Source organism: Bacillota bacterium (assembly GCA_040754675.1).
Classification (GTDB): domain Bacteria; phylum Bacillota; class Limnochordia; order Limnochordales; family Geochordaceae; genus Geochorda.
The window spans coordinates 1-2,474 of sequence record JBFMCJ010000581.1 but is presented as its reverse complement, the minus strand read 5'-3'; the positions used below and the strand labels follow the sequence as shown (position 1 = coordinate 2,474).

The 2,474-nt window shown below is 67.3% G+C and carries 3 protein-coding genes; all 3 read left to right on the top strand.

Going from position 1 to position 2,474, the window contains the following annotated elements; all coding sequences use genetic code 11:
* Positions 1-638 (top strand): helix-turn-helix domain-containing protein (locus tag AB1609_21160; GenBank protein ID MEW6048945.1); only part of this gene is annotated, 638 nt, incomplete at its 5' end.
* A gap of 172 nt (positions 639-810) precedes the next feature.
* Positions 811-1,311, top strand: coding sequence for a cupredoxin domain-containing protein (locus AB1609_21155; protein MEW6048944.1), 501 nt, complete (start codon positions 811-813; stop codon positions 1,309-1,311).
* Between the two features lie 9 nt (positions 1,312-1,320).
* Positions 1,321-2,474, top strand: a 1,154-nt coding sequence (locus AB1609_21150) for a 4Fe-4S binding protein (GenBank protein ID MEW6048943.1), incomplete at its 3' end; no start/stop codon positions are given.

The window sequence follows — 2,474 nt, the reverse complement described above, 5'->3', positions numbered from 1 at the left end:
CGCTGCACGCGGCCACGGCCGGAACGCTCTTCCTCGACGACGTCGCGGATCTTTCGGCTTCAACCCAGGAACGGCTGCTGAAGGTGCTGACCGCGCACGGCCCGGAGAAGAGTGTGGACGTGCGGTTCATCGCCGCCTCGTCCTTCGAGCTGGGGGAACTGGCGCGCTCGGGCCGGTTCCTCCCCGAACTCGCCCACCTTCTGGAGCGAAGCCGGATCCGCATTCCGCCGCTTTGGGAAAGGGTCAGCGACCTTCCCCTCCTGGTCGAAAAGCTCCTCGACGACATGACGCCGCCGGGGCAGCCGGTGCCGAAGGTGGCAGACCGGGCGCTGGCCGCCCTCATGACGTATCCCTTTCCCGGGAACGTCCAGGAGCTTGACCGGATGCTGCGGGCGGCCCGTACCCTGAGCCGAGCCGAACCCATCGACGTTCACCACCTGCCGCTGCCGGAGCGCCTCAAGGAGGCCGCTCCTCCGGGGCCCCCCTCTCCCGGAGGGCCCCACCTGACCCGAGAGCAGATCGTGGCGGTGCTGGAGGCCAACCACTGGCGCATCAGCCGGTCGGCTCGGGCTCTCGGCATCGACCGCACGACCCTCTGGCGCCACATGAAGCGCCTCGGCGTGAAGCGCCCCCTCTGAGCGAAAAGCCCGCTGTCGCCTGACGTTGCAGCTTGCAACGTCACGTTGCAACACCTCGCCCGACCTCCCTGCTTCCCGTCGTGACGGCCCTTTCCCCCGTCGCAACTGTCGAAAGGCACCCGACAGACCACGCCGCTGACCGGTCTTACCATTTGGTATCGGGAGGGGTACCATGGACGCGACCTCTGGACCCCGGCGGCGCCGGATCCGCTCTTCACGGGCTCGCGCGATGTGGGTGCTCCTTTGCTTCGCGGTCATGGCAGCCGTCGGGCTGTGGGGCGGGCCCGGGTCGGCCTCTTCGCCGCGAGGCGCCGAGCGGGAGTTTGTCATCACCGCCCGCCAGTTTTCGTTCGATCCTCCGCGCATCTACGTCAACGCAGGCGACCATGTGACGCTGCGGGTGCGTTCCCTGGACATCACCCACGGCCTCTACCTGGACGCCTACGGCATCAACGTCAAGGTGCCGCCCATGGAGGAAGGGATCGTGCGGTTCGTAGCCGACCGGCCGGGTAAGCTCCGCTACCGCTGCTCGGTGATCTGCGGTTCGCTCCATCCCCTCATGGTGGGCGAGATCGTCGTGCAGCCCAACCGGCCGTACTCCGTGGCCGGCGTGGTGGCCGTCATCGTCGGTTTCGGGGGCCTCGCTTACGTCTGGTGGAGGAAGGGGGCTTAAGACCCACCCATGGCAGGCTTTGAGGCCGGGCAGGCCGCGCAGGCCGTCTCGGGGGTTGAACTTGCCTCGCCGCGCAAGTTCGACGTGTTGAACGCTTGGCCGTGGCTGTCGCGGCTCGTCCACAAGCGGGCCTTCCAGTTCGCGGCGATGTGGCCGAACCTCGCGTTTTTCGTCATCATCGTCCTGAGCGGGCTCTTCGGCATCCCCATCGGCGCCAGGAACTTCTCCATCGTGTTCGTCTGGATCGTCTGGTGGGCGCTGCTCATCATGCTGCTCGTCCCGTTCGGCGCCCGGGTGTGGTGCACGGCGTGCCCGTTCCCGGCATTCGGGGAGTGGCTCTCCAGGCGGCGCTTCATCGGGCACCGCTTCGGCGCGTTCGGCTTGAACCTGAAGTGGCCGCGGCGCTTCCGCAACCTGTGGCTCGCCAACTTCGGGTTCCTCTCGATTGCGCTGTTTTCCGCCGTGGTGACCACCCAGCCCAGGGTGACCGGCTGGGTGCTGCTGGGGCTCTTCCTCACGGCCACCATCACGCACCTCATCTACGAGCGGCGCGCCTTTTGCCGCTATCTGTGCCCGGTGGGCGGCTTTCTCGGACTTTACTCGATGGCGGCGCCCATCGAACTGCGCCGCAAGAGCGCCGAGACGTGCCTGCAGTGCAAGTTCAAGTCGTGCTTCCGGGGAAGCACTCCGGAGAGCCTGAAGGTCGGCGGGGTGGGCGGGTACCCCTGCCCCATGTCGGAGTTCCCGGGCGCCCCGATGGAACGCAACAACTACTGCATCCTCTGCACCGAGTGCATCAAGGCCTGCCCGTACGACAACATCACCGTCAACGTGCGCCCGTTCGGCCAGGATCTGTACGTGGAGAAGGGCCGGAAGGTCGACGAGTCGTTCAAGGGCTTCATCATGCTGGGAAGCGCCCTGGCGTACTCCGTGGTCATGCTGGGGCCGTACGGGTTCTTGAAGGACTGGGCCAGCCTCAGGCAGCCGGCCGGGTTCGCGGCCTACGCCCTCGGCTTCCTGGGGGCCACGCTGCTCTTGGCGCCGGCCCTCCACCTGCTCGCAAGCGCCCTGGTGCGCGCTGTCGCGAGGAGCCGCGGGCATGCGGTGAGCCTCAAAGAGGTGTTCGTGGACACCTCCTACAGCCTGGTGCCCATCGGGCTGAT